Genomic DNA, 26,696 nt, shown 5'->3' with positions numbered 1-26,696 from the left:
AGGGGCGTGGGTTGCGTCGAATTGCAACGGTGCAGCGCTACACGCCCCGGTCGCGTACGCGGATCAGGCCCTCCTGGGCCACCGTCGCCACGAGCTCGCCCGACCGGGAGAACACACGCGCGAGCGTCAGTCCGCGGCCCCCGCCGGCGAACGGGGAGAACTGGTCGTACAGCCACCACTCGTCGGTCCGGAACGGGCGGTGGAACCAGATCGCGTGGTCCAGCGAGGCCGGCTGGAGGCGTGGCGAGGCGATGTGGATGCCGTGCGGAACGAGCGCCGCGCCGAGCAGCGTCAGGTCGCTGGCGTAGGTGAAGGCGGCGGTCTGGACGGTCGGGTCCTCCGACAGGGTGCCGTCGACCCTGATCCAGAGACGTGCCTGCGCGGGGCGGGCGGGGTCGTCGGGGAGCCCGCGGCCGGTGACGCCGACATGGCGGATGTCGAGCGCCGCCCACTCCCGCTCCCAGTGCTCCGCTGCCTCGGGACCACGTTCGCGCGCCAGGTCGACCAGCGGCAGGCCCTGCTCCGGCGGCACGACCTCGGGCATCCGGTCCTGGTGCTCGAGCCCCGGTTCCGGGATCTGGAAGTTGGCAGTCATGTAGAAGATCGGGCGGCCGTGCTGGCGGGCCGCGACCCGGCGGGTGACGAAGGAGCGGCCGTCGCGGATCCGCTCCACGTCGTAGACGATCGGGACCGCGGTGTCACCGGGGCGCAGGAAGTAGGAGTGGAGCGAGTGGAGCTCGAAGTGACCCTCCACGCTCCGCGTCGCAGCGACCACCGCCTGGGCGGCCACCTGCCCGCCGAAGACGCGCTGGCGCTCGGTGTCGGCCTGGGCCCCCCGGAAGAGGTCGATCTCCAGCTGCTCGAGCTCCAGGAGCTTGACCAGCTCCGCGGCGCTCCCCGCCATCAGCGGTCCTCCCAGCCGGGGCCGGTGTCGTCGCCGTTCTCCTTGGACTGGTCGTCGAGGTCGGCCAGGAACGCCTCGAAGGCGTTGCCGATCTCCTCGCCGGTCGGCAGCGGCCCGTCGCCGGCCAGCAGCGACGTGCCGGCGGACTCGGCCTCGCGGAAGGAGTCATACTGCTGCTCCAGGCCGCGTACGACCTCGCCGACCTCGTCGTGCGAGGAGAGGTAGCGGTCCACCTCCGTCTCCGTGATCTGGGCCGACTCGCGCAGCTCGCCGAGGTCGATGGTGAGGCGACCCCCGATCTCGAGGTGCTCCAGGAGCGCCAGCGCGGCCTGCGGGTACTCCATCTGGGCGAGGTAGTGGGGGATGTGGGCGACGTAGCCCAGGGCGTCGAGTCCCCACTCCCCCAGCCGGAGCTCCACCAGCGCCTGCGCGCTCGCGGGGATCCGCAGCTCGCCCTGCCAGGGGCTCTCGCCGGGCACGAGCTCGGGACGGTTGGCGTGGGGCGTGATCGCGATCGGCCGGGTGTGCGGGACGGCCATCGGCACGGCGCCGAGGCTCACGACCCGCGCGACGCCGAAGTGCTCGACCACCTCGCGCACGGAGCGCGCGAACGCCTCCCACCGGATGTCCGGCTCGGGGCCGCTCAGCAGCAGGAAGGGCGTGCCGCCAGTGTCGCGCAGGGCACGGACGACCAGGCGCGGCGCCTCGTAGTCGGCGTAGTGGTCGCGGACGAAGGACATCGGTGGCCGCCGGGCGCGGTAGTCGTGGAGAGAGTCAACGTCGAAGGTGGCCACCACCTTGCCCTCGGACAGCTGGGCGAGGTGGTCCGCCGCGAGCTCGGCCGACTTGCCCGCGTCGAGGAATCCGGTGAGCACGCAGACCAACGTCAGGTCACCGGCGTCGGCCAGCACCTCCGCGTCGTCCACGATGTGCACGAGTCGTTCGGCCATGGGGCAACCCTAGGGCGTCCTCCCCGTGACCCGACACACACCCGCCCCTGTGGGCAGGCCTTGTTACCGAAGGGTAACCTGTCCCCTGCCATCACGTCCCCCTGTCTCACGAGTTTGGGAGCTGCCAGTGCCCCGTCCACAGCGAGAGGTCGTCTTCGTCGACGGCGTGCGCACCCCGTTCGGCAAGGCCAAGGGCCAGTACGCCGAGACCCGTGCCGACGACCTCGTCATCAAGTGCATCCGTGAGCTGATGCGCCGCAATCCGTCCCTGCCGCCCGAGCGCGTCGACGAGGTCGCCCTCGCCGCCACGACCCAGATCGGCGACCAGGGCCTCACGCTCGGCCGCACCGCCGCCCTGCTGTCCGGGCTGCCGCAGAGCGTCCCGGGCTACTCCATCGACCGCATGTGTGCCGGCGCGATGACCGCGGTCACCAGCACCGCGTCCGGCATCGCCTTCGGCGCCTACGACGTCGCCATCGCCGGCGGCGTGGAGCACATGGGCCGCCACCCCATGGGCGAGGGCGTCGACCCCAACCCGCGCATCCTGTCGGAGCGGATCGTCGACCCGGACGCGCTGGTGATGGGCAAGACGGCCGAGAACCTGCACGACCGCTACCCCACGATCACCAAGCAGCGCGTCGACGAGTACGCCGTCCGCAGCCAGCAGAAGACCAAGGCCGCCTACGACGCGGGCAGGATCCAGCCCGACCTCGTGCCCGTGGCGACCCGGTCCGCGGACGTCGGCTGGGGCCTCGCCACGCTGGACGAGCCGATGCGCCCCGAGACGACCATGGAGTCGCTCGCCGCCCTGAAGACCCCGTTCCGCTCGCACGGCAACGTGACAGCGGGCAACGCCGCCGGTATCAACGACGGCGCCACCGCCGCGCTCCTCGCCGACGAGGAGACCGCGCGCGAGCTCGGCCTCCCGGTCAAGATGCGCCTGGTGACCTACGCCTTCGTCGGCGTCGAGCCCGAGGTGATGGGCGCAGGCCCGATCCCGGCCACCGAGAAGGCGCTGCGGCTCGCCGGCCTCACCATCGACGACATCGGGGCCTTCGAGGTCAACGAGGCGTTCGCCGTGCAGGTGCTGGCCTTCCTCGAGCACTACGGGATCGCCGACGACGACGCCCGCGTCAACCCCTACGGCGGCGCGATCGCCATGGGGCACCCGCTCGCGTCGTCCGGCGTACGCCTGATGACCCAGCTGGCACGCGCGTTCGAGGAGCGCCCCGAGGTCCGCTACGGCCTCACCACCATGTGCATCGGCATCGGCATGGGCGGCACGGTGATCTGGGAGAACCCGCACTGGACCGGCGCCGACTCGACCGACTCGAACGACTCGAACGGAGAGACCAAGTGAGCACCCCCGACATCTCCGCCCTCCTCGCCCGGGCCGAGGCGATCCGCTCCGACGAGGAGCGCGTCACCCGTGCCCACTTGCGCAAGGTCGCGCTGCCCGGTGCGACCTTCGGGCTGATCACCCTCGACAACGGCGAGGACCACACCAAGCCCAACACGTTCGGACCCCGCTCGCTGCTCGCACTCAACGAGGCGATCGACGTGGCGCTGGCCGACGACTCGATCGACGCGCTGGCGGTGACGGGCAAGCCGTTCATCCTGGCCGCCGGTGCCGACCTCACCTCCATCCAGGGCGGTGGCCCCGACGCCGTACGAGTCGTGGCCGAGCTCGGGCACGCGGTCTTCCGCAAGCTGGGCGAGGGCGGCAAGCCGTCGTTCGGCCTCATCAACGGCCTCGCCCTCGGCGGCGGCCTCGAGGTCGCCCTGCACTGCACCTACCGCACCGTCATGGACTCCGCCCCTGCCCTCGGCCTGCCCGAGGTCATGCTCGGCCTGGTCCCGGGCTGGGGCGGCGCCTGGCTCGTGCCCAACCTGCTCGGGGCCGACAAGGCCGTCACGCTGATCCTCGAGAACCCGCTCAACCAGGGCAAGACCCTCGGCGGTCAGGCGGCGTACGAGATCGGGCTGGCCGACGCGGTCTTCAACGGCGCCGACTTCCTCGAGCAGTCGCTGCTCTGGGCGGCCTCCGTGCTGCGGGGCGAGGTCGTCGTCGAGCGTCCCGAGGTGGACCGCGGCGACGCTTGGGACGCAGCGATCGCCCGCGCCGAGGGCGTCGTGGCCAGCAAGACCGGTGGCGGCTCACCTGCGGCCGCCAAGGCCGTCGAGATCATCGCCGCTGCCCGCGACACCGACCGCGACACGGGCTTCGCGGCCGAGGACGACGCCCTCGAGGCCCTGTCGAGGACGGCCGAGCTGCTGGCCTCGCTCTACGCGTTCGACCTGGTGCAGAAGCGTGCCAAGCGTCCCGCGGGCGCGCCCGACAGGTCGCTGGCGCGGCCCGTCACCAAGGTGGGCATCGTGGGCGCCGGCCTCATGGCCAGCCAGCTCGCGCTGCTCTTCGTACGCCGTCTCGAGGTGCCGGTCGTGCTGACCGACCTCGACCAGGAGCGGGCCGACAAGGGCGTGGCCTACGTCCACGCCGAGATCGACAAGCTGCAGGCGAAGGGGCGGATCAGCCAGGACAAGGCCAACCGGCACAAGGCGCTGGTGTCCGGGGAGACCGACAAGCAGGTCGCCTTCGGCGACGCCGACTTCGTGATCGAGGCCGTCTTCGAGGAGATGGCGATCAAGAAGTCCGTCTTCGCCGACGTCGAGAAGGTCGTCTCGCCGGAGTGCGTGCTGGCGACCAACACGTCGTCGCTCTCCATCACCGAGATGGCCGCGGACCTGCAGCACCCGGAGCGGGTCGTGGGCTTCCACTTCTTCAACCCGGTCGCGATCATGCCGCTGCTGGAGATCGTGAAGGGCGACGCCACGGACGACGCGACGCTGGCCACCGCGTTCGCCACCGGCAGGTCGTTGAAGAAGACGACGATCCTGGTCAAGGACAGCCCGTCCTTCATCGTCAACCGGCTCCTGGGCCGCTTCATGAGCGAGGTCGGGCGCATCGTCGACGAGGGCACGCCGGTCGAGGTGGCCGACAACGCGTTCGCGGGCATCGCTCCGATGCCCCCGTTCGTGCTGCTCTCGCTGGTCGGGCCGGCCATCGCGCTGCACAACAACGAGACGCTCAAGGGCGCGTTCCCCGACCGCTTCTACGTCTCCCCCGCCCTGGAGCGGATCGTGGCGGCGAAGAAGGGCTCGTACTACGGCCCGGACGGCCGGATCGACCCCGAGGTCGAGGCGCTGCTGGAGAAGCCGGCCGACCCCGTCGTCCTCACGACGGAGGAGGTCCGGGAGAAGACCCTCTCCGGCCTGGCCGAGGAAGCCCGCCTGATGCTCGACGAGGGCGTCGTCGCCGCGCCGCAGGACATCGACCTGGCCATGATCACCGGTGCCGGGTTCTCCTTCTGGAACGGCGGGCTGACCTTCATGCTCGACGTGCAGGGCATCTCGGAGAAGGCGACCGGCAAGCGGTTCCACTGATCCACAGCGACTCCAGAGAGAGTTCGGCCGTCGTCCGGCCGAACCTCTCTGGATCCTGAGAAGGTCTGCACAAACGTTCTCGCCACGACTCCCCCTGGAAGCCCTGATGACCCCGCCCGATCCGGATGCCGTCGGAGGCGGCGCCCGGAGTCTGGGCTGGGAGCTGTGGTCGTGCGAGGCAAGCACGTTCACCTGCACCACGGTGCTACCTCGTTTCGAGGACTAGCCGGCGTTCGCCTGATGCCCCTCGCCCCGGCTCCGACGTCACCGCGGTTGGCTCACCTCTGCCTGCCTCGGCGGTGACTGAGCAACCTTTTTCCGCCCCCTTCCGGTTGCTGATGCACCGCTCGACGGTCCGGTCCCATCGAGCGGTGGCTGGGCACCCGATTGGGTGGCCGGTTCGGTTGCTGACACACCGCCCGAGGGTTCAGGGCGGTGAGCCGTAGCTCGAGCCAGGTCAAGGACAGACCGGGAGCGCCGAGGAGTGCGGTCCGCCTCTCTGGCATCCTGAGGCCACAGTCGTCGTCACTCGGAGGCATCCATGACCGCAGCCGTCGAACACACCGAGGAGCACCGAGGAGCGTTCAGCTCCCGCAAGGTCTTCATCCTCGCCGCCATCGGTTCGGCCGTCGGACTCGGCAACATCTGGCGCTTCCCGTACGTGGCCTACGAGAACGGCGGCGGGGCGTTCATGATCCCCTACCTCGTCGCCCTGCTCACCGCAGGACTGCCGTTCCTCCTCCTCGACTACGGCCTCGGGCACCGCTACCGCGGTTCCGCCCCGCTCGCCTTCCGGCGCGCCGCCCCGGCGTCCGAGGGCCTCGGCTGGTGGCAGGTGGGGATCTGCTTCGTCATCGCCGTCTACTACGCCGCCGTCATCGCCTGGGCGGCGCGCTACGCCTTCTTCTCGCTCGACAAGGCCTGGGGCGACGACCCTGAGGCCTTCCTGTTCGGCTCCTACCTGCAGGCCGGCGACCCCGGCATAGGCCTCGACTTCGTGAGTGGTGTCACCGTGCCGCTGGTCCTGGTCTGGGTGGCCGTCCTCGCCATCATGGCGCTGGGCGTCCAGAAGGGCATCGGCGCCTCGTCGGTCGTCTTCATCCCGGTCCTCTTCGTCGCCTTCATCGCGCTCGTCGGGGTGTCCCTGACGCTTGACGGGGCCGCAGTGGGCCTCGACGCGCTCTTCACGCCCGACTGGGGGGCCCTGACCGAGACCAGCGTGTGGATCGCAGCCTTCGGGCAGATCTTCTTCTCGCTCTCGGTCGGCTTCGGCATCATGATCACCTACGCGTCGTACGTCGGGCGGCGCAGCGACATGACCGGCTCGGGCCTGGTGGTCGGGTTCGCCAACTCGGGCTTCGAGCTGCTCGCCGGCATCGGCGTCTTCGCCGCGCTGGGGTTCATGGCCACCGCTGCAGGCACCGGGGTGGACGAAGTTGCGACGGACGGCCTGGGGTTGGCTTTCATCGCCTTCCCCGCGATCATCAACGAAGCGCCTTTCGGCGCACTCATCGGAGTGCTGTTCTTCGGCTCCCTCGTCATCGCCGGCGTCACGTCGCTGGTGAGCGTCATCGAGGTCGTGATCTCCGCTGTCCGCGACAAGTTCGAGATGACCCGCGTCGGCGCATCCATGGCTGTGGGCATCCCGGCTGCAGTCATCAGCATCACGCTGCTCGGCACCACCACCGGCGTCTTCGTCCTCGACATCGTCGATCACTTCATCAACCGGTTCGGCATCCTCGTGGTGGCCGTCGCGAGCATGCTTGCGATGTCGTGGGTCTTCAAGAAGACCGGTCTCCTGCGCGAGCACCTCAACCGCGACGGATCGATCCACCTCGGCCGCTGGTGGCAGTGGCTGGTCGGCATCGTCGCGCCGGCCGCGCTGACGTTCATCCTCGTCAACGAGTTCATCGACAACATCAGGGAGCCCTACGAGGACTATCCGACCTGGATGCTCAACACCCTGGGGTGGGGACTCGCAGTCGCCGTTCTGGTCCTCGGCTTCGTCGCGGCGCGTCTTCCTTGGCGCGACAACACCTTCCTGGGAGATCCCGAGATCAAGTCCCGGCAGGACGAGAGGAGCAACTGATGTCCACCTCGGCCATCATCATGATGCTGATCGCGATGCTGATCCTCTGGGGAGGACTGGCCATCGCCATCTGGAACATCAGCCGCTACCAGGGCGAGGAGCCCCAGGAGGTCCACCGCGACCTCTGAGCCACCGGTCGACGCGTGCCCGAAACGACGCAGCCAGGCGGACCAGAGGCGTTGGTCGGTGCCGACCCAACCATTCGGGCTCATCGGAGCGTCATGGCAAGTGACACACCCCACGACTCTCGGGAGATCCGATGCCACGACGCGATCCGGCGGCCTTCGCCGAGTTCGTCGCCGCCCGGTCCGGCGCGCTGCACCGCTCGGCCTACCTCATGGTCGGCGAACGGCACCTCGCGCAGGACCTTCTCCAGGAGGCGCTGACCAAGACGTACGTCGCGTGGCCGCGGCTACGCGACCCGGCGAAGGCAGAGGCCTACACGCGCAAGGTGATCACCACGACCGCCATCTCGTGGTATCGCCGCAGGTCGTGGCAGGAGCGGCCCAGCGACACGATCCCCGAGGCCAGCCACGAGGGGCACGGAGACGACCTCGTACGGCGGGAGTGGGTCTGGGCCGCGCTGCAGGCGCTGCCGCCCCGCCAACGGGCCGCCGTCGTCCTGCGCTACTACGAGGACCTCACCGAGGCCCAGACCGCCGCTGCACTCGGGTGTGCCGTCGGCACCGTGAAGAGCCAGGTGCACGCCGCCCTGGCCTCCCTCCGCAAGACCCTCGACTCCCACGGCGGTGAGCAGATCGACCTGCTCCCCGGCGACCTGAAGGTGGTGACCCGATGACCGGCCTGCTCAAGGACGTCATGGACGACCGCGCCGACTCCATCGAGGCGCCCGACCTCGACGTCGCCGCCATGGTGCGCGACGGGGAGCGACACCTCGTTCGCCGGCGCCGGACACTCGCAGGTGGGCTCGTCGCCGCATCGCTCGTGGTGGCGGCACTGGCGCTGCCAGGGCTGCGACCTGGCGGCGACCGGGACCAGGACACCGCTGCCCCGGTGCATTCCTACGACATCGCCTATGCCGTGGGCAGCACCATCCACGACGGTCCTCGCACCGTTGAGACCGACGTACGGATCAGTGCGCTGGTGCAGGGTGTCAGCGGCTATGTGGTGGCCGATCGGCAAGGCCGCGTCCACACCATGGTGGACGGCGAGACCACGCTCGTCGGTCGCCTCGCGGAGACCGATCGTGGCCGGATCATGTCCGACGACGACGTCGTGGCCTGGGTGGACGTCGCCGACGGGGGCACGCTGAGCGTGCTCGACCTCGCCACGGGTGAACGCGCCGACATGTCAGTGGACGCGTGGCCCGGTGAGCCCGTCCCCATGAATCCTGGACGGCTCGGCGGTGGCGCCGGCGCCCACATCGCGGCCGTCGACGGGCGGATCGTCTACGTGGCCGATGCTCGTGGCGTGATGGCGTGGGACGCGCTCGACGGTGACGAGCCCGTGCTTCTTGCTGCTCCGGACGGCGCGGCGGAGGTGGAGGTGATACAGGTCCAGGACGGGCAGATCCTGCACGTGGTGACCTCGTTCGAGCCGCAGGAGAGCGACGGATCGACGACCATGGTCGAGGTCGAGGACCTCCGCATCGGACCTGACCTGCAGGACGGGCGAAGCCTGCCGGGCACGCGGGGCAGCCTGTCTCCCGACGGGCGCCTCGTGGCGCTCACCGACCGCCAGTCACGGCCCGGTTCCCCCAGCTACGACACGACCTCGGTCGGGGACGTCGCGGGCGACACCTGGACGCCGGTCACGCCACCGCGTTACGACAGCGTCATCGGCTACCGCTGGCTTGACGCGGACACGTTCGCCGCGTGGGCGGGGACCTACACCGCCGAGTACGCGCGGGAGGACCTGTTGTCGTGCGAGGCCAGCACCGGCAGCTGCACCGTCGCGGTGTCCCCACTGCCGGACGGTGCCGTGCCCGCCACGGGATGGATGCGGTAGCGGACCGCAGCGGGGCCGGGTTGAGCGCGTCGGGCGGTGCGCCGCGACTCAGGCGGAGTGGTCGACCTCGACGAGCGTGAGGCCGCGGTCGAGTGCGGTCACGTCCTCGACGATGCCGCGGGCGATGGTCTGCGCGTCGAGGCCGATCCTGGCCAGGATCGCGTCGCGCTTGGCGTGGTCGAGGAACTCCTGGGGGATGCCGTGCAGGCGGAACGGCGTACGCACTCCCGCGTCGTTGAGCGTCTGCAGGAGCGTCGCCCCGCAGCCGCCGACGCGGCCGTTGTCCTCGACACTGACCACGAGCCGGTGGTCACGGGCGAGCTCGACGATGGCCGGGTCGACCGGCTTGACCCAGCGCGGATCGACGACGGTGACCCCGATGCCCTGCGCGGTCAGGCGCGAGGCCACCTCGACGGCCGTGGTGCACATCGAGCCGACGGCCACCACCAGCACGTCCTGCGCGCCCTCGCGGACCAGCACGTCGGCGCCGCCCACGCGGTCGATGGCGGGCACGTCCTCGGGCGGGGGGCCCTTCGGGAAGCGCACCGCGGTGGGCGCGTCGTCGACCTCGACGGCCTCGTCGAGCAGCTCGCGCAGCCGGCTGACGTCGCGTGGGGCCGCCAGCCGCAGCCCGGGCACCACCTGGAGGATCGACATGTCCCACATGCCGTTGTGGCTGGCGCCGTCGTCACCGGTGACGCCGGAGCGGTCGAGGACGAAGGTGACGCCGCACTTGTGGAGAGCGACGTCCATCAGGACCTGGTCGAAGGCACGGTTGAGGAAGGTGGCGTAGACGGCGAAGACCGGGTGCAGGCCGCCCATCGCCAGCCCGGCGGCCGAGGTGACGGCGTGCTGCTCGGCGATGCCGACGTCGAACGTGCGCTCGGGGAACTTCGCGGCGAAGGCGTCGAGCCCCACCGGGTGCATCATCGCGGCGGTGATCGCGACGACGTCCTCGCGGCGCCCGCCGAGGTCCACGATCGCCTCGGAGAAGTGGTCGGTCCAGATCTTGCCCTTGGGCTTCTCCGCGCCGGTCTGCACGTCGAAGGGGCCAGGCGCGTGGAACTGGTCGGCCTCGTGCCGCAGTGCCGGGTCGTAGCCCTGCCCCTTGCGGGTGATCGCGTGCACGATCACCGGTCCGCCGAACCGCTTGGCGTTGGCGAGCGCCTGCTCCATCGCGCCCCGGTCGTGGCCGTCGACGGGTCCGACGTACTTCAGGCCGAGGTCCTCGAAGAGGCCCTGTGGCGCCAGGGCGTCCTTCATGCCCTTCTTGACCGCGTGCAGCGCGTCATATGCCGCGTGCCCGACACCCGGGACGGCGTTGAGCCGCTTCTTGACCAGGTCGAGCACCTGCTCGTAGCGCGGGTTCGTGCGCAGCGAGGTGAGCGCGGTGGCGAGACCGCCGATGGTGGGCGTGTAGGAGCGCTCGTTGTCGTTGACCACGATGACCAGCCGGCTCGACCTGGCGATCGCGATGTTGTTGAGCGCCTCCCAGGCCATGCCACCGGTCAGCGCGCCGTCGCCGATGACGGCCACGACGTGGCGGTCCTCGCCGCGGATGGCGTACGCCTTGGCGAGCCCGTCGGCGTAGGACAGCGAGGTGGAGGCGTGGGAGTTCTCGACGATGTCGTGCTCGGACTCGGCCTGGCTGGGGTAGCCGCTGACGCCGCCCTCCCTGCGCAGGGTGTCGAAGTCGGCGTGGCGCCCGGTGACGAGCTTGTGGACGTAGGACTGGTGGCCGGTGTCGAAGACGATCCGGTCGCGCGGGGAGTCGAAGACCCGGTGGATGGCCAGCGTCAGCTCGACGACACCCAGGTTGGGACCCAGATGACCGGAGTTCGTCGCGACGGTGCGGATCATGACGTCGCGGATCTCGGCGGCCAGCTCGTCCAGCTGCTCCGACGACAACCGACGGAGGTCACGCGGGGTCGCGATCGAGTCGAGGAGTGCCATGTCGGCCGAGTCTATTTCATGCCGGGTCACGGGCGGCCACCGCCGGCCGTGGGACCTCCCCCGGGCGGACGATGGCTGAGCCGGGCGTAGGTCGGTGAGTCGAGGAACGCCGGGACGATGTCGGTCGCGCCCGCCGTCAGGTCGAGCCCCCGCGCGACGAGGGGATCGACGAAGACGATCCGGCGCCCCTCGCGGCAGTCGATGTCGGCGTCGGTCAGGCCTGTGGCGGCGATGAAGACCTGGTTGCGGTCCCACGTCCCGTGCGCGGCCCGGTGGTCGACGACGAACTCACCGAAGAGCTCGAGCGTGCCGGGCGCCAGTCGCACCCCGGTCTCCTCCTCGAGCTCGCGATAGGCGGCCGTCTCGAAGTCCTCCCCCTGCTCGACGTGCCCACCGGGCAGGCCCCACTTCTCCGGGTCGATGGACGGGTGCTCGTCGCGCTCCTGCAGGAGGATCCGGCCCACCGCATCGACCAGGAGGACGTTGGCGAAGGTGCGGCTGTCCGAGGCCGGCACGAACGGGTGGTCCTCGATCCACTCCACCAGCGCCGGGGCCACCAGTCCGGTCGACGGCACCAGGTCGAGTCCCGGCAGCACATCCGGCTCGACGAAGACCATCTGACGGCCCTCGTGGCACTCGACATCGCGGTCGGTGAGCGTCGTGCGCGCGACGAAGGCGTGGAAGTGGAAGGTCCCGCGGTCGGGGGTGACCAGCTCGAAGCGACCGAGGTCGGTGACCTCCTCCGGGTCGAGCACCACGCCTGTCTCCTCCGCCAGCTCGCGTACGGCGCCCGTGGCGGGCTCCTCGTCGCCCTCGAGGCCGCCTCCGGGAAAGCACCACATCTCAGGCCACACCGGAGCGTGCTCGTCCCGCTCCTGCATCAGCACCCGGCCTCTGGGGTCCACGAGAGTCACCTGGACGAAGTCAGTGCGGATGGCGGCCGCGCCCCACTCCAGCACACGGTCGAGCGTGAGTGCTGTGGCCTGGTGGAGCTCGCGCCCATCCAGCGCGACCGGGTCGACGAACACCATCTGCCGCCCCTCGCCGCAGACCACGTCGTCGTCGGTGACCGGCAGGCGAACCGCGAACAGCTCGAACTCGTCGTCCTCGCCGCACGTCTCGCTCCGGAAGCGCCGCACCCCCAGGGACTCGAGCCGACCGGGCGCGACCGTCAGGCCCGTCTCCTCGGCCAGCTCGCGCACCGCGGCGGCGACGAAGTCCTCGCCGTCCTCGAGGTCGCCGCCGGGGTAGCCCCACCGCCCCGGGTCGTGGAGGGCGTCGTCCCCGCGCTCCTGCATCAGCAGGCGGCCGCGGGGGTCGAGGACGGCGACCGCCGCGAACCTGTGCATCCCCCGACCCTAGGGGACCCGGCACCTCACATCCGTACGCGGTAGCGGCGACCGCGCAACGCCTCCTCGACCAGGCCCACTTCGCGCCGTACGGCCTGCAGCCGGGCGTCCTCGAGCTGGAAGGTCTGGACCGCGGCCTCGACGACCGCGCCGCTGGCGACGTCCTTGAGATCTCCGCGGATCTCGCTCAGGCCGCGGCGCGTGGCCAGCTGCTGGGCCTCGACGTGGAGCACCGCGAAGCGAGCGAGGACCACCACGTGCCGGCGCAGTCCGGAGAAGCGGCGGTAGTCGGGCGGGCACAGGTCGAGCAGCCAGCTGGCCGCGGTCGCCTCCCAGTCGGGCGTGTCCGGCGGGCGGACCTGGCGCGGCCAGCCCGGCGGGGCAACGCCACGGTGCCCGGGCGGTGGCGTCGACCGCGGGTGGGGTTGGGGTACCGGGAACACCAGCCCAGTCTATCGAACACGTGTTCGATCCAGTGACTCAGGCGATCCCGAGCGCCTTCTCCACCGCGGCCAGGTCGGGGTCGCGCAGCCCGGTGGCGTCGTGGCGCCACCAGACCTCGGGGTAGACCACGCGCCCGGTCAGCCAGTCGGGCTGCTGGTCCAGCATCACCACCTGGAACGCCGGCGGAGGGATGCGTCGGCTCGGCGCCTCGAAGCCGTAGGCCGAGGCGGGTTCGAAGCCGCGGCTGCCGTAGAACGCCGGGCTGCCCTCGAGGAACAGCGCGGGCCTGCCCAGGGCGCGGGCCGCCTCGACGGCCGCGCCCACCAGCGCCGTACCGATCCCGGAGCCCTGCCGCTCGAGCGCCGTGCTCAACGGGGAGAGCACGCACGCCGGGACCAGCTCGCGCCGGGCGTCGATCCAGCAGTGGCTCACGCCCACGTGCCCCACGACCTCGCCGCGGATCACGGCCACCTGCTCCGCGAGCAGGTGTTCACCGGCCCTGACCTCGGCCCACAGGTCGGCGACGTGCGCCCCGTCGGCGGGGTTGTCAGCCCCGAACGCCTCCCGGATGACGCCCAGGACGGCGTCGCCATCCGCGGGCTCGACAGGTCGGATCTCCACCGGCTCGCCCGGCGTTGCCTCCAGAGGTCAGCCCTCCAGGAAGGACCAGCGCACCTCGCGACGGTCGTTGTCGACGTTGAGGTCCACCAGGCAGATGCTCTGCCAGGTCCCGAGCGCGAGCCGGCCGTCGAGCACGGGGACGGTGCAGTGCGGCGGCACGATCGCCGGCATCACGTGCGAGCGGCCGTGCCCGGGAGAGCCGTGGCTGTGCCGCCAGCGGTCGTCGGCCGGGAGCAGGTCTCCCAGACTCGCCAACAGGTCGTCGTCCGAGCCCGCACCCGTCTCGATGATCGCCAGTCCCGCCGTCGCGTGGGGGACGAACACGTGCAGCAGGCCGTCTCCCCTGTCGGCCACGAAGTCGGCTGCGTCCCTGGTCAGGTCGAGCACGACCTCCTCGCCGCCGGTGCGGTACGTCCGGGTCTCACTGTGCATCGATCGTCCCCTCCCGCACGCCTGTGCCCAAGGCCTCCTCGATGCGCTCGACCTTCGCGGTGAGCTGGCCGTCGTAGCCCGGGCGGATGTCGGCCTTGAGGACCAGCCCCACTCGCGGCGACACCTCGGCGACGACGTCGACCGCCTGCTTCACCACGGCCATCACCTCGTCCCACTCCCCCTCGATGTTGGTGAACATCGCGTTGGTCTCGCACGGCAGTCCCGACTCGCGTACGACGCGGACGGCGGCCGCGACCGCCTCGGTGACCGACCCGGTGGGGTCCTGGGCGACGGGTGAGATCGAGAAGGCGACGAGCATGGGGGCCACGCTAGCGATGCCGCTCAGGCGTTGACGTCCTGCCCCGGCAGCGCGCCGCCGGGGTCCGAGGTGCCGCCCTGGCAGGTCACGCCGAACTCCGGCGCCGTGTGCCCGTCGGCGTACTCCTCGAGGAAGAGACCCAGCCGCGCGTCGTCGGCGCCGTCGAGCTGGAGCTGGGCGCCCCAGACGGTGACCACCACGGGTGAGGGCAGGTCCTCGCGCGGCGACATGATGCCGTTGTCGGGGAGCTGGCCGGCCAGCGCGTCGACGTCGTCGGCGGACAGGTCCGGGTCGTGGGTGATCCAGACGGTGCCGTGCTCGAGGTCGTGCACGGCGTTCTCGTCCCGCACCGGCTCGTCGTAGACGCCGCAGTCCAGCCAGACCGGGTCGTGGGCGCCGCCGGCGGGCGGGTCCTGGGCATAGGTGACGTCGTCTGTGGTGTGGTCGCGGTCGGTGATGTCCCAGGTCTGCACCAGGCTCAGGTCGAGCGCTCGCTGCACCTGCTCCTCGCCACGGAGAGCCTGGTCCACGAGCGGCGCTGCGAGCGCTGCCCCGAGCACGAGCACGGCACCGACCGTCGCGAGCACGAGCGGGAGCCGCCTGGACCGGGGAGTCTCCGGCTCCGGTGAAGCCTGGGGGGTCTCCGGCCCGGAGTCCGCGGGGGCGGTCGGCTGGTCGGGGTCGCTCACCGCGTCAGGCTACCGACGGCTCCCGTGCCACCCGGTGCGGTCCCCGGGAACCCGCACATCCACTGCCTGCTCGCCGACGTCGCCGAGAGGGAGCAAGGCCCGCAGGCGGGCAAGCCCGTCGCGCGCCTGCGACTTGACCGTCCCTGGCGAGATGGACAGCTGAGCGGCGATCTCGGCCTCGGAAAGACCCTCGTAGTAGCGCAGCACGAGCACAGCCCGCTGGCGCGGCGCGAGGGTGGCGAGGGCGTCCCGGACGGCCATCAGCTCGACCACATCGGGCTCGGCGGCCAGGGTCTCGGGCACCTCGTCCGTGCTGTGCTCGCGCCAGCGTCGGCGGCGCCAGCGCGACACGTTCTCGTTGACCAGCACACGCCGCACGTAGGGCTCGGGGTTGTCGCGGATCCGTCGCCACTGCGGGACGACCTTGACCAGGGTGGTCTGCACGAGGTCCTCGGCGTCCTGCGCGTGCCCGGTCAGGAGGTACGCCGTGCGCAGCAGCGCCGCCTGACGCGCGATGACGAACTCCGCGAAGCCCTCAGGGGTGGCCACGTCGTCGCCTCAGGTCGCGCCACAGGGAGACGCAGAAGACGATGACGACCATCCCGCCCAGCCCGACCAGGCGGGGATCGGGTGCGAACGGTGCGTCAGGTGCGTCGACGACCTCGGCTGCCCAGGCCTCCGCGGCCACGCTGTCCTGGAGGCTGCTGCCGACCACGTCGAGGAGCTCCGTGCGCCGGCCCGTCACGACGTCGACGAACCATACCTGGTGGCCGGTGCCAACCCCGTCGTCGGCGACGGCCGGCGTGGAGACGACCACCTCGCGCGGTGAGCGCCAGCCCAGGACGGCCTGCGCCCGGACCCCGTCGACCGCCCTCAGGGTCACGGTCCCGTCAGCCACCTTCCCGACGAGGAGGTCCTTGGTCGCAGCATCGTCGTACTCCGCGGCCTCCGGCACCATGAGGGCCGCGACCCGGTGGCCGTCAGGCGCCATCTCGGGATCGATGAGTCCGGCAGAGGAAGGCGCGTCCGGTGGGAGGTCCATCCGCAGGTCCACCGGGTCCTTGGCCTCCGTCACGTGCTCGAGCCGGAAGGTTCGCGGGAGGGTGACGAACCCGCGCGGGGCATGGCCGGGCTGCGACAGATGGACCGCGGCGCGACCGTCCTTCCCGCCCAGCTCCGACCTCTCGTCCGTCTCGACGTCCCACGTGCGCGTCCGGACCTCGGCGCTGGTGGCACCGGTTCCCAGAGGCACCACCGGCCCTCCCTGCCACCACAGGACGTCACCCGCCCAGACGAGGCCATGGACCGACAGGCCGTGCTCGGAGTCGATGTTCCAGCGGGCCACGTCACCCGTCTCGAGCTCCATCACGGCGACGCCCACCACGGGCACCGCGTCCTCCGTCCCACCGGTCGCCAGCGGCTCTCCGGACGTCGGCCCGGTCAGCCAGTACGCAAGGCGACGGCCGTCGGCCGACAGCTGCGGGGGCGCCTGCGCGGTGGGCACGGAGCCGGGGAGCTCCAGCCACCGGGACTCTCCCGTCGCGGCGGAGATGCCCCAGAGCGACGGCGACGAGGAGAGGAGGCCGGAGCGCCGCCCTACCCCGACCGCGGACAAGCGGCGGGGCGTCACGGAGAAGGACGGCTCCCACGGGCCCGGGGCCCGCAGCACGTCGGGCAACATCATCTGGTGCGACGGTGCAGCGATCGGCGGGTCGACGCGGGCCAGGAACGCCGGTGTCACGGAGGCGGCGAGGAGACCTGTCGCGGCGATCCCCGTCAGCACGGACACGGCACGACGGCGCTGCCGGCCCCGCCCACGCGCCCAGAGCGCGTCGGGGTCAACCGCGCCGCTCGGGGCGTGGTCGGCCAGGCGGTTGAGGCGGTCGGCGACCTCGCCGGGTGGTGCTGACATGTGCGGGACTCCTCCGTGAGCGGACAGCCTCACACGTCCACACGCCACTCGACGATCAGCCGGAGGGGTGCCGCACCCGGATTTCTGTGACCGGTCAGCCCAGCGCCGACTTCACGAGCAGCACGGCCGCTGCCCCGGCGCACAGCAGCAGCACGGCCCGCCGGAAGGTCTCCCGAGGGATGCGCGTGTGCGCCCGGTGCCCGGCCCAGAAGGCCAGGGCGACGAGTGGCAGGTACGCCAGGGCGAGGGCAACGGACGCACCAGGCAGCTCCCCTTCCGCCCAGAACAGCAGGACGCTCATCACCGAGCCGACGACGAAGAACATCGACAGCGTCCCGCGGACCTCACGTGGTGGTCGGTGCGCCAGCACGATCGCCATGGGCGGCCCGCCGATCGCCGCCGCAGTGCCGGTGGTTCCTGCGGCGAGGCCCGCGGCGATCAGCGTCACACGGGTCTGGGCCACCTCCACGGTGTGGAAGGTCAACCAGACGGCTCCGAGCACCATCAGCCCCACGACGATCCCGAGGCCCCGGTCGGAAAATGCCGTGGTCAACCAGACGCCGATGACGGTCCCGGGGATGCGGGCGGGCAGCGCCCACGCGATCACCCGCCAGCTGACGTGGTGACGCTCGACCCACAGCACGCCGCTCGACACCGGGATCGACAGCACGAGCAGGAGCGTCGGCACCAGGGCGGGCTCGATCAGGGCGATCAGGGGTGCACCCAGCAAGCCCAGGCCGAGGCCGATGGTGGCCTGGACGAACGACCCCACGGCGACGATGAGAGCAATGACCACCACGGCCCAGAGCGGGACCTCCGCGATCAACGGACAGCGAGGGCGGCCCGCACCAGGCCCGCCCGCCGGTCGTACTCAGCCTGTGGGATGTCGGGCAGCATGTCGGCCCAGATCGGCAGGTTGGAGCCGCGGAGCTCCAGCACGCCGAGCGGGCGGGCGAGGACGTTGACCGAGAGGTGGCCGCCGCCGTTCTCCCACTTGGAGACCTGGACGTTGCCGACTCCGGGCAGCGCGCGCAGCGCGCGGTAGGTGCGGGCGACGAGCCGGCCGAGCTCCTCGTCGGCCGCCTCGTCCAGGTCGTCGAGCCGTTCGTGGTCACGGGCGACGATGTTGGCCACGAACATGAGGCTGGTGCCGCCCGGCCTGATCACCGCCAGGCGGGCGCCCGTGTGCAGCACCAGCTCGTCACGGGCCAGTGCCTTGCAGGTCCCGCACTCCTCCGGCGTCCGCGCGCGATCGGGCTCGGGGACCACCCGCTCCCCCATCGCCTTCGGCGTGAGGCCGTCGCGCTCGAACGGGAAGACGTCCCAGTCGGCCATCGCGCCGACCGGCGGGCGGCCGGCCGCGTCCAGGTGGTCCTGGACGCGGCCGCGCCACACGGCAGCCGGATCTGCGGCCGGGTCGGTCATCCCCGCAGCAGGTTGCGCAGGACGTACTGCATGATCCCGCCGTTGCGGTAGTAGTTGGCCTCGCCGGGGGTGTCGATGCGGACGACGGCGTCGAACTCGACGTCGCCGGCGGTCACCTTCACGGTCCGCGGCGTGCGGCCCTCGTTGAGCTCGGTGACACCGCTGATCGCGAACGTCTCCTCGCCCGTGAGGCCGAGCGACTCCGCGGTCTGGCCCTCGGGGAACTGCAGCGGGATGACACCCATGCCGATCAGGTTGGAGCGGTGGATGCGCTCGTAGGACTCGGCGATGACGGCCTTGACCCCCAGCAGCGCGGTGCCCTTGGCGGCCCAGTCGCGCGAGGACCCGGAGCCGTACTCCTTGCCCGCGAGCACGACCAGCGGGGTGCCGGCGGCCTGGTAGTTCTGGCTCGCCTCGAAGACGCTGGTGACCTCGCCGTCGGCGGTGAAGTCGCGCGTCACGCCGCCCTCGGTGCCGGGAGCCAGCTGGTTGCGCAGCCGGATGTTGGCGAAGGTGCCGCGGATCATCACCTCGTGGTTGCCGCGGCGCGAGCCGTAGGAGTTGAAGTCGCGCTGGTCGACACCGTGCTCCGCGAGGTAGCGACCCGCCGGGGAGTCCTTCTTGATGGCACCCGCCGGGCTGATGTGGTCGGTCGTGACCGAGTCACCCAGCTTGAGCAGGACCCGCGCACCGTCGATGTCGGCGACCGGCTCCGGCTCCTGCGGCATGCCGTCGAAGTATGGGGGCTTCCGGACGTAGGTGGACTCGGGATCCCACTCGAAGGTCTTGCCCTCGGGCGTCGGGAGCGAGCGCCACTGCTCGTCGCCGGCGAAGACGTCCTCGTAGCTGGAGTCGAACATGTCGGAGTTGATCGCCTGCGCGATCACGTCCTCGATCTCCTTGGCCGTCGGCCAGATGTCGCGCATGAAGACGTCGTTGCCGTCGGTGTCCTGGCCCAGGGGGTCGTTGAACAGGTCGATGTCCATCGAGCCGGCGAGCGCGTAGGCCACCACCAGCGGCGGTGACGCGAGGTAGTTCATCTTGATGTCGGGGTTGATCCGGCCCTCGAAGTTGCGGTTGCCCGACAGCACCGAGACGACCGCGAGGTCGTTGTCGTTGACGGCCTGGCTGACCTCGGGGATGAGCGGGCCGGAGTTGCCGATGCAGGTGGTGCAGCCGTAGCCGACGAGGTTGAAGCCCAGCTTGTCGAGGTAGGGGGTGAGGCCGGACTTCTCGTAGTAGTCGGAGACCACCTTGGAGCCCGGCGCCAGCGTCGTCTTGACCCAGGGCTTGCGCTGCAGGCCCTTCTCGACCGCCTTCTTGGCCACCAGCGCAGCCCCGATCATCACCGAAGGGTTGGACGTGTTGGTGCAGGAGGTGATCGCCGCGATCGCCACGGCGCCGTGGTCGATCTCGAACTCGGTGCCGTCGGCCAGGGTGACCGACGCCTTGTTGCTCGGGCGCGCGTCGGACGCGGCGGCCGCGTGGTCGTGCCAGTCGTCCGGGGCACCTCCACCGTTGCCGCCCGAGGCACCGCCGCCACCGTTGGATGCCGGCGCGTCGCTGGAGGGGAACGACTCCGCCGAGGCCTCGTCGACCATGGACTGCACGCCGAACGGCTTGTCGTTCTGCGGCACACCCGGCTTGCGCTCGTCGCCGCCGGTCTCGTCGGCGGTGACGTAGTCGGCGAGCGCGGAGCGGAACGCCTCCTTGGCCTCCGACAGCGAGACCCGGTCCTGCGGGCGCTTGGGGCCGGCGAGGGAGGGCACGACCGTCGCGAGGTCGAGCTCGAGCTTCTCGGAGTAGCGCGGCTCGGCGTCGGGGTCGTGCCAGAGGCCCTGCTCCTTTGCGTAGGTCTCGACCAGCGCGAGCTGGTCCTCGGAGCGGCCGGTGAGGCGCAGGTAGTCGATCGTCTGCTCGTCGATCGGGAACACCGCGATGGTGGAGCCGAACTCGGGGCTCATGTTGCCGATCGTGGCCCGGTTGGCCAGCGGCAGCACCGAGACCCCGGGGCCGTAGAACTCGACGAACTTGCCCACCACTCCGTGCTTGCGCAGCATCTCGGTGATGGTGAGGACGAGGTCGGTGGCGGTGGCACCCTCCGGCAGGTCGCCGTTGAGCTTGAAGCCCACCACGCGCGGGATCAACATGGAGACCGGCTGCCCGAGCATCGCGGCCTCGGCCTCGATGCCGCCGACGCCCCAGCCGACCACACCGATGCCGTTGACCATCGTGGTGTGGGAGTCGGTGCCGACGCAGGTGTCGGGGTAGGCGACGCCGTCGCGGACCATGACCACGCGGGCCAGGTGCTCGATGTTGACCTGGTGCACGATGCCGGTGCCGGGCGGGACGACCTTGAAGTCGTCGAAGGCACCCTGGCCCCAGCGCAGGAACTGGTAGCGCTCGCGGTTGCGCTCGTACTCGATCTCCACGTTGCGCCCGAACGCCTCGGGCGTGCCGAAGACGTCGGCGATGACGGAGTGGTCGATGACCATCTCGGCCGGCGCCAGCGGGTTGATCTTGGTGGCGTCGCCGCCGAGCTCGGCCATCGCCTCACGCATGGTGGCCAGGTCGACCACGCACGGAACGCCGGTGAAGTCCTGCATGATCACGCGCGCCGGCGTGAACTGGATCTCCTGGTCGGGGGCCGCGCTCGCGTCCCAGCCGGCGATCGCCTTGATGTGCTCGTCGGTGATGTCCGCGCCGTCCTCGGTGCGGAGCAGGTTCTCGAGGAGCACCTTGAGCGAGAAGGGCAGGCTCTCGACGTCGAGGCCGTCGCCCTTCACCTTGTCGAGGCGGTAGATCTCGTAGGACTGTCCGTCCACGTCCAGGGTGCCCTTGGCACCGAAGCTGTCCTGACTGGCCATCAGCCACATCTCCTCGGGAGTTCGCGGGTTCGCGTCCATCTTGCCGTCGCACCCAGAGGCACGGGAAGGAAGGCGACCCTAATCTTCTGACGTCTAGTTATCTCGATATCAAGATACATGACGTCGAGGTGCGGCGCCAGCGGGACCCGCCGTATGGCGTGGGTCAGCCGCTGACCTGGTCCAGGTGCTGCAACAGGTCGTGCGCGGCTAGCTCGACCTCCTTGTGCCGCCACTCGGATGCGCGGTAGACGCAGGCGATCAGGCCGGTGCGGTGGACGCGCCGCAGGTCGCCGTAGACGAAGGCGTGGCGCGCCTTGGTGCCCTCGTTGGCTCCCTCTGTCAGCCCGAGGTGCCAGTTGGCGTAGTCCTCCCAGGAGTGGCGCTCGAGGTAGGCGTTCTGGGCCTCGGCGTCCGGCTGCACCTCGCTCCAGTCGCTGTCCAGGACGTACTGCCGGGCGTCGATCAGCCGCCTGGCGTGGGCGACGGCGTCCGGGTTGACGGCATAGGTGGCCACCCCGCCACCCTCCCCCGGTCCCCAGCGGGAGACAACCCTCCGACGCTTCAGCGACGGGCGGGCTCGAGCAGCGCGACGCACTCCACGTGGTGGGTCATCGGGAAGAGGTCGAAGGACCGGATCGCCGTCAACGCGTAGCCGTGCTCGGCGAAGATCGCGACGTCGCGCCCCAGGGCGGCCGGGTCGCAGGCGACGTACGCCACCGCGCGGGGGCGGCGGTCCACCACCTGCTCCACGACGACCCGCTTGGCGCCCTCACGCGGCGGGTCGAGCACGACGAGGTCGAACGGCTCGTCGAACCCTGCGCGCAGCACGCGGTCGGTGGGGCCGCACTCGACGACCGCCCCCTTGAGCGCGGCGAGGTTGGCGCGGGCGTGCTGGCAGGCCGTGCGGTCCGCCTCGACCGCGACGACGCGGGCGCCCGTCGCCTCGCCCACGAAGCGCGCGAAGAGGCCGACGCCTGCGTAGAGGTCCAGCGCACGCTCGGCGGGACCCGGCTCGAGCAGGTCGAGGACGGCCTCGACCAGGACGCGGGGCGCTTCGGGGTGGACCTGCCAGAAGCCGTCGACCGCGACGCTGAAGGGGTGGGTGACGCTGCCGACCGTCACGTCATGTTCCGACGTCGAGGCGTCAGGCTCTCCGGGCGACCACTCGCCGTGAGGTCCCGGCTCCACGCCCGGCCGGGGCCGGGCGGCCTCCACGGCGATCAGGCAGTCGTCCACCGGCACGAGGTGGTGGGAGCGGTGTGCCCGCATGGCCGGGCGGCCGTCCGGCAGCACGGCGTACCGCTGGCGCGTGCGCCACCGCAGGCCGTCGTCGGGGCGGCCCGGGACCGGGACGGGCTCGACCCTCAGGCCGCTGACCAGCTCCGAGTCGGGGTCGAGCCTGCCCAGGCGCACGAGCTGCTCCCGCACGACAGCTGCCTTGAGGTCGCGCTGGGCTGGAAGCGCAACGTGCTGGAAGTCGCAGCCTCCGCACAGACCGGGGCCGGCGAAGGGACAGGGTGCCGCCACCCGGTCGGCCGAGGAGGCCAGCACCGACACCGCGTCGCCGCGCCAGAAGCGGTCACCGTCGGTGCCCTCGGTGATCTCGACGACCACCCGCTCGCCGGGCAGGGCGTGGCGCACGAACACCACCCGGGAGTCGGGCTCGGGCAGGCGCGCGACGCAGTGGCCACCGTGCGCGACGGGGCCGACAGCCACTTCGAAGCGCTCCCCCACCCGCGACCGACCGCGCGCCCGACGGGGTCGGGCCGAGCGGCTCACGCGGGGTCCTCGCGGCGTTGTTCGGGGGAGCGCAGCGGAGGAGAAGAACGCCGTGGGGTGTTCATCTGTCCTTCCGACGGGACTCGCGCGAGGAGACGCGACCCCTGCGCAGGTCTCCGGCGTGCACGCGTTCGTCCTCGCGCATCTCGCGCTCCTGGGCGACCTGCGAGGACCGCAGCTGGTAGGGCACCGAGATGACCATGACACCCGGGCTGAAGAGCAGCCGCCCCTTGAGTCGCAACGCGGTCTGGTTGTGCAGCAGCTGCTCCCACCAGCGGCCGACGACGTACTCAGGGATGTAGACGGCCACGACGCCGCGCGGGCTGGCCCGTCGGATCTCCTGGGCGTACTCCACGATCGGCCGGACCACCTCGCGGTAGGGCGAGTGGAGCACCTTGAGCGGGATGTCGAGACGGCGCTCGTCCCATTCCTCGAGGAGCCGGTTGGTGGCCTTGGTGTCGATGCTGACGTAGATCGCCTCGAGCACGTTGGGCCGCGTGGCCTGGGCGAACGCGAGCGCGCGCAGCGTGGGCTTGTGCAGCTTGGAGGCCAGCACGATCGCGTGGACGCGCGTCGGCATGATCTTGTCCTGCTCGTCGGCGGCGAGCTCGAGCTCGACGTGGGCGTAGTGGCGACTGATCGCCTGCATCACGAGGAAGAAGAAGCCCATCGCCAGGATCGTGATCCAGGCGCCCGAGAGGAACTTGGTGACCAGCACGATCACCAGCACGACCGCGGTCATGCCGAGCCCGAAGGTGTTGATCGCGCGCGAACGCATCATCCGCCCGCGTGCGGCCGGATCGGTCTCGGTCTTCAGGTGGCGCGTCCAGTGCCGGATCATGCCGAGCTGGCTGAGGTTGAAGGAGACGAAGACGCCCACGATGTAGAGCTGGATCAGCTTGGTGGTCTCGGCGTCGAAGGCCCAGATGAGCAGGATCGACAGGGCGGCCAGGAAGACGATGCCGTTGCTGTAGGCGAGGCGGTCGCCCCGCGAGCCCAGGGACCGCGGCGCCAGGCCGTCCTGGGCGAGGATCGAGCCCAGCACTGGGAAGCCGTTGAAGGCGGTGTTGGCCGCGAGCACGAGGATGATGCCGGTGACCGAGACCACGAAGTAGAAGCCCGGCGAGAAGTGGTCGAAGACGCCGGCCGCGATCTGGGAGATGACCGGGTGCTGCTCGTAGCCGTCCGGCAGTGCTCCACCGGCCGAGTTCCTGAGCCGGTCGAGGTGATGGGGGTCGACGAAGCGGATGCTCATCTGCTTGGCCAGGACGATGACGCTCATCATCATCGTGATCGCGATCAGTCCGAGCATGAGCAGCGTGGTGGCGGCGTTGCGGCTCTTGGGCTTGCGGAACGCGGGGACGCCATTGCTGATCGCCTCGACGCCGGTCAGCGCCGCACAGCCCGACGAGAACGCCCGGGCGAGCAGGAACATGAGGGCCACCTGCGTGAGCGGCCCGTCCCACCCCGGCTCGGGCTCGATGACAAGCTGGGCGCTCTCCGCGTCCGGCAGGTCGCCGGCGAGGAGCCGGAGCAGGCCGTACGCGCACATGCCGAGGATGGCGAACATGAAGAGATAGGTCGGCACGGCGAAGAAGGCCCCGGACTCCCGGACCCCTCGCAGGTTCATCGCGGTGAGCAGGACCACCGCCACCACCGCGGCCGTGGCCTCGTGCCCGATGAGTGCGGGGATCGCCCCCGCGGCGTACTGCGACGCCGACGAGATCGACACCGCGACCGTGAGGACGTAGTCGCAGAGCAACGCGCTGGCCACCGTGACGCCGGCGTTGCGGCCGAGGTTGACGGTCGCGACCTCGTAGTCACCACCGCCGGACGGGTAGGCGTGGACGGTCTGGCGGTAGGACGCGATCACGGTGAGCATGACGACAGCGACGGCGAGCCCGATCTTCCAGGACCAGACGTAGGTCGAGGCGCCGGCCACGGCCAGCATGATGAACACCTCGTCCGGCGCATAGGCCACCGACGAGAGCGCGTCGCTGGCGAAGACCGGCAGGGCGATGCGCTTGGGCAGCAGGGTCTCCCCCAGCTGGCTGCTCCGCAGCTTGCGACCCAGCAGGATCCGCTTGGACACGTCGCCGACACTCACGGGCGGCAAGCCTAGACCCGCGCACGGCGGACTCCCGGCTGGGATACGGTTCTGGTGTGCATGTCGTGATCATGGGTTGTGGCCGCGTCGGTTCGACGCTCGCCCGCAGCCTCGAGGACCGCAACCACACCGTGTCCATCATCGACAGCGAACCCGACTCGTTCCGGCGCCTCGGCCCGGAGTTCAACGGGGACAAGATCACCGGCTACGGCTTCGACCAGCAGGTGCTGGAGAAGGCCGGGATCCGGCGCGCCGACGCGTTCGCCGCGGTGTCGAGCGGCGACAACTCCAACATCATCGCCGCGCGCGTCGCCCGCGAGACCTTCGGCCTCCAGCAGGTCGTCGCCCGCATCTACGACCCGGGCCGTGCCGAGGTCTACCAGCGTCTCGGCATCACGACCGTCGCGACCGTCAAGTGGACCGCCGACCAGATCCTGCGCCGGATCCTCCCCGCAGGTGCCGAGCCCGACTTCCGCGACCCCTCGGGCACGATCCGCGTCGACCACGTGCCGATCCCGGAGCCCTGGATCGGCAACCGGACGGTCGAGTTCCAGATGCAGTCGCGCAGCCGGATCGCGTGGATCGACCGACTCGGCGAGGGCATGCTGCCCACCCGCGAGACGGTGCTCCAGGAGGGCGACATGATCCACCTGGTGATCCGCGAGGAGCACGCAGCCCACGCCTACGCGGTGCTCGAAGCCGGCCCCGAAGACGACTGACCGACCCCACGATCGACACTGGAACCCAGGAGCACTGCAGACATGCGCGTCGCCATCGCCGGAGCAGGGGCCGTGGGTCGCTCGATCGCCCGCGAGCTGATCGAGAACGGTCACCAGGTCCTCCTCATCGACAAGAACCCCTCCTCGATCCGCCCCGAGCGCGTCCCCAACGCCGAGTGGCTGCTGGCCGACTCCTGCGAGCTCTCCTCGCTGTCGGAGGCACAGCTCGGGAAGTGCGACGTGGTCATCGCGGCCACCGGGGACGACAAGGCCAACCTCGTCACCTCGCTGCTCGCCAAGACCGAGTTCGGCGTGCCCCGCACGGTGGGCCGGGTCAACCACCCCAACAACGAGTGGTTGTTCACCGAGGCCTGGGGTGTCGACGTCAACGTGTCGACGCCCCGCATCATGTCCGCCCTCGTCGAGGAGGCCGTCTCGATCGGCGACCTCGTCCGCCTCTTCACCTTCCGGCAGGGCAACGCCAACCTGGTCGAGCTGACCCTGTCAGCGGACTCCCCCTTCGTCGGGACCCCCAGCGGGCTCGTCCCGTTCCCGGACAACTGCGCACTGGTGACGATCCTGCGCGACGGGCAGGTCTACACCCCGGACGCCCAGCAGCCGCTGGAGTCGGGTGACGAGCTGTTGTTCGTGGTGCCCGCCGAGGTCGAGACCGAGCTCGAGCAGCTGCTCTCCCCCACCAGCCACCCCCGCTGAGCGTCGTACGC

General features: G+C 70.9%; 25 protein-coding genes. 8 read left to right on the top strand and 17 right to left on the bottom strand.

What is annotated here, in order from left to right:
- Positions 1-37: 37 nt before the first annotated feature.
- A complete protein-coding gene (locus tag J3P44_RS07730) occupies positions 38-904 on the bottom strand; it encodes an acyl-CoA thioesterase (protein WP_255889708.1) in 867 nt (288 codons plus the stop codon).
- Entirely contained in the window at positions 904-1,854 is a 951-nt protein-coding gene (locus J3P44_RS07725) for a PAC2 family protein (RefSeq protein WP_255889707.1), read from the bottom strand. The genes J3P44_RS07730 and J3P44_RS07725 overlap by 1 nt, the downstream gene beginning before the upstream one ends.
- 127 nt (positions 1,855-1,981) lie before the next feature.
- Between J3P44_RS07725 and J3P44_RS07720 the strand changes: the two genes are divergently transcribed.
- From J3P44_RS07720 to J3P44_RS07695, 6 genes are all read left to right on the top strand, one after another.
- On the top strand, positions 1,982-3,214 hold the full coding sequence (locus J3P44_RS07720) for a thiolase family protein (protein ID WP_255889706.1): 1,233 nt from the start codon (positions 1,982-1,984) through the stop codon (positions 3,212-3,214).
- The gene (locus J3P44_RS07715; protein ID WP_255889705.1) at positions 3,211-5,298 is read left to right on the top strand and encodes a 3-hydroxyacyl-CoA dehydrogenase NAD-binding domain-containing protein; all 2,088 of its coding nucleotides are present in this window, start codon (positions 3,211-3,213) and stop codon (positions 5,296-5,298) included. The genes J3P44_RS07720 and J3P44_RS07715 overlap by 4 nt, the downstream gene beginning before the upstream one ends.
- 541 nt (positions 5,299-5,839) lie before the next feature.
- Positions 5,840-7,387, top strand: coding sequence for a sodium-dependent transporter (locus J3P44_RS07710; protein WP_255889702.1), 1,548 nt, complete (start codon positions 5,840-5,842; stop codon positions 7,385-7,387).
- On the top strand, positions 7,387-7,515 hold the full coding sequence (locus tag J3P44_RS07705) for a methionine/alanine import family NSS transporter small subunit (RefSeq protein ID WP_255889701.1): 129 nt from the start codon (positions 7,387-7,389) through the stop codon (positions 7,513-7,515). Before J3P44_RS07710 ends, J3P44_RS07705 begins: the two co-directional genes overlap by 1 nt.
- 131 nt (positions 7,516-7,646) lie before the next feature.
- Positions 7,647-8,186, top strand: coding sequence for a SigE family RNA polymerase sigma factor (locus J3P44_RS07700; protein WP_255889700.1), 540 nt, complete (start codon positions 7,647-7,649; stop codon positions 8,184-8,186).
- On the top strand, positions 8,183-9,355 hold the full coding sequence (locus J3P44_RS07695; protein WP_255889699.1) for a hypothetical protein: 1,173 nt from the start codon (positions 8,183-8,185) through the stop codon (positions 9,353-9,355). Before J3P44_RS07700 ends, J3P44_RS07695 begins: the two co-directional genes overlap by 4 nt.
- Positions 9,356-9,403: 48 nt before the next feature.
- Here the strand turns inward: J3P44_RS07695 and dxs are convergent, their stop codons facing one another.
- The 15 genes from dxs to J3P44_RS07620 all read right to left on the bottom strand — a co-directional run bounded on the left by dxs (position 9,404) and on the right by J3P44_RS07620 (position 25,252).
- Positions 9,404-11,308, bottom strand: coding sequence for a 1-deoxy-D-xylulose-5-phosphate synthase (dxs, locus tag J3P44_RS07690; RefSeq protein WP_255889698.1), 1,905 nt, complete (start codon positions 11,306-11,308; stop codon positions 9,404-9,406).
- Positions 11,309-11,334: 26 nt separating this feature from the next.
- Positions 11,335-12,657, bottom strand: coding sequence for an NUDIX domain-containing protein (locus tag J3P44_RS07685; protein WP_255889697.1), 1,323 nt, complete (start codon positions 12,655-12,657; stop codon positions 11,335-11,337).
- Positions 12,658-12,683: 26 nt separating this feature from the next.
- Positions 12,684-13,100 (bottom strand): hypothetical protein, encoded by a 417-nt coding sequence (locus J3P44_RS07680; protein ID WP_255889696.1) that lies wholly within the window; start codon positions 13,098-13,100, stop codon positions 12,684-12,686.
- A gap of 37 nt (positions 13,101-13,137) precedes the next feature.
- On the bottom strand, positions 13,138-13,722 hold the full coding sequence (locus tag J3P44_RS07675) for a GNAT family N-acetyltransferase (RefSeq protein ID WP_255889695.1): 585 nt from the start codon (positions 13,720-13,722) through the stop codon (positions 13,138-13,140).
- A 27-nt stretch (positions 13,723-13,749) separates the two neighbouring features.
- Positions 13,750-14,154 carry a YjbQ family protein gene (locus tag J3P44_RS07670; protein ID WP_255889694.1) on the bottom strand — a complete coding sequence of 135 codons (405 nt, stop codon included), beginning with the start codon at positions 14,152-14,154 and terminating at the stop codon, positions 13,750-13,752.
- Positions 14,144-14,473, bottom strand: coding sequence for a thiamine-binding protein (locus J3P44_RS07665; RefSeq protein WP_255889693.1), 330 nt, complete (start codon positions 14,471-14,473; stop codon positions 14,144-14,146). Before J3P44_RS07665 ends, J3P44_RS07670 begins: the two co-directional genes overlap by 11 nt.
- Positions 14,474-14,496: 23 nt before the next feature.
- On the bottom strand, positions 14,497-15,162 hold the full coding sequence (locus J3P44_RS07660) for a thioredoxin-like domain-containing protein (RefSeq protein ID WP_255889692.1): 666 nt from the start codon (positions 15,160-15,162) through the stop codon (positions 14,497-14,499).
- Between the two features lie 9 nt (positions 15,163-15,171).
- Positions 15,172-15,711, bottom strand: a complete 540-nt coding sequence (locus tag J3P44_RS07655; RefSeq protein WP_255889691.1) for a SigE family RNA polymerase sigma factor — start codon at positions 15,709-15,711, stop codon at positions 15,172-15,174.
- Complete coding sequence (locus J3P44_RS07650; protein ID WP_255889690.1) at positions 15,698-17,074, bottom strand: hypothetical protein; 1,377 nt, start codon at positions 17,072-17,074, stop codon at positions 15,698-15,700. Before J3P44_RS07650 ends, J3P44_RS07655 begins: the two co-directional genes overlap by 14 nt.
- Positions 17,075-17,168: 94 nt before the next feature.
- A complete protein-coding gene (locus J3P44_RS07645; protein WP_255889689.1) occupies positions 17,169-17,873 on the bottom strand; it encodes a sulfite exporter TauE/SafE family protein in 705 nt (234 codons plus the stop codon).
- 23 nt (positions 17,874-17,896) lie between these two features.
- The gene (locus tag J3P44_RS07640) at positions 17,897-18,499 is read right to left on the bottom strand and encodes a hypothetical protein (RefSeq protein WP_255889688.1); all 603 of its coding nucleotides are present in this window, start codon (positions 18,497-18,499) and stop codon (positions 17,897-17,899) included.
- Complete coding sequence (locus J3P44_RS07635) at positions 18,496-21,366, bottom strand: aconitate hydratase (protein WP_255889687.1); 2,871 nt, start codon at positions 21,364-21,366, stop codon at positions 18,496-18,498. The genes J3P44_RS07640 and J3P44_RS07635 overlap by 4 nt, the downstream gene beginning before the upstream one ends.
- Positions 21,367-21,529: 163 nt before the next feature.
- On the bottom strand, positions 21,530-21,880 hold the full coding sequence (locus J3P44_RS07630) for a hypothetical protein (protein WP_255889686.1): 351 nt from the start codon (positions 21,878-21,880) through the stop codon (positions 21,530-21,532).
- Between the two features lie 47 nt (positions 21,881-21,927).
- The gene (locus J3P44_RS07625) at positions 21,928-23,145 is read right to left on the bottom strand and encodes a class I SAM-dependent RNA methyltransferase (protein WP_255889685.1); all 1,218 of its coding nucleotides are present in this window, start codon (positions 23,143-23,145) and stop codon (positions 21,928-21,930) included.
- 61 nt (positions 23,146-23,206) lie between these two features.
- The gene (locus J3P44_RS07620) at positions 23,207-25,252 is read right to left on the bottom strand and encodes an APC family permease (protein WP_255889684.1); all 2,046 of its coding nucleotides are present in this window, start codon (positions 25,250-25,252) and stop codon (positions 23,207-23,209) included.
- Positions 25,253-25,308: 56 nt separating this feature from the next.
- Between J3P44_RS07620 and J3P44_RS07615 the strand changes: the two genes are divergently transcribed.
- Both J3P44_RS07615 and J3P44_RS07610 read left to right on the top strand, forming a co-directional pair.
- Positions 25,309-25,971, top strand: coding sequence for a potassium channel family protein (locus J3P44_RS07615; RefSeq protein ID WP_255889683.1), 663 nt, complete (start codon positions 25,309-25,311; stop codon positions 25,969-25,971).
- A gap of 42 nt (positions 25,972-26,013) precedes the next feature.
- Positions 26,014-26,685: a potassium channel family protein gene (locus J3P44_RS07610; RefSeq protein WP_255889682.1), complete on the top strand. Its 672-nt coding sequence runs from the start codon at positions 26,014-26,016 to the stop codon at positions 26,683-26,685.
- Positions 26,686-26,696: the final 11 nt, after the last annotated feature.

Source organism: Nocardioides astragali (genome assembly GCF_024436375.1).
In the GTDB taxonomy this organism is placed as follows: domain Bacteria; phylum Actinomycetota; class Actinomycetes; order Propionibacteriales; family Nocardioidaceae; genus Nocardioides; species Nocardioides astragali.
The sequence above is the reverse complement of the archived record's forward strand: the minus strand, read 5'-3'. Positions and strand labels throughout refer to the sequence as shown.